Source organism: Micromonospora sp. S4605 (assembly GCF_003176715.1).
In the GTDB taxonomy this organism is placed as follows: domain Bacteria; phylum Actinomycetota; class Actinomycetes; order Mycobacteriales; family Micromonosporaceae; genus Micromonospora; species Micromonospora echinaurantiaca.
The window spans coordinates 1-552 of sequence record NZ_QGSW01000002.1; the positions used below are offsets into that span (position 1 = coordinate 1).

Annotated in this window: 1 protein-coding gene; it reads left to right on the top strand. The window is 61.4% G+C overall.

Going from position 1 to position 552, the window contains the following annotated elements; all coding sequences use genetic code 11:
* Nucleotides 1-146 precede the first annotated feature (146 nt).
* Nucleotides 147-552: hypothetical protein (locus tag DLJ47_RS35290; RefSeq protein ID WP_146227978.1), on the top strand; the 406-nt coding region annotated here is incomplete at its 3' end.

Consider the following 552-nt stretch of genomic DNA (forward strand, 5'->3'; position numbering starts at 1 on the left):
TGGTGTCGTCGATCTTCACGTACAGTGCGGTCAAGAGGGTGTCCAGGTCTTGCGTCACAACATGATCCTGGATGCCCTCTCTTCATACCCAGACATCGACCCCTGACATCGGAACTACTCGTCTAGGCGTCCCCATCAAGGTCACCATGTTGGTGCTGCCTCCGCAACAGGGAAAGGACCTCGACAACCTCGCCCTCGACGTGCTCCCAGCGGTCCACGAGGTGCTTCGACCCCATATCGAGCCACGGCGCCTCACCCCCAGGCTCCTTGCCGAGGGCGACCCGGCCGCCACGCAGACGAGACTGGAGCACGATCAAGCGCTCAAGCGGCTGAAGTCGCTCAACGCCCAGAGCGTCACCGCTTACCAGGTGGTCGAGCTGAAACGTCATCCGGAACACCCGCCGCAAGGGCTTCTGAGACTTACCCTCAGCTTGTTCTTTAACCCCTGGCGTCTCGGCCGCCGAGATAGTCCTTTGTGGATCCGGCGTGTCGTGGAGACGGAAGCCGGCCACCGTCTGATGATCCTTCGGTTCCCTGGCAAGGACGCGAAGA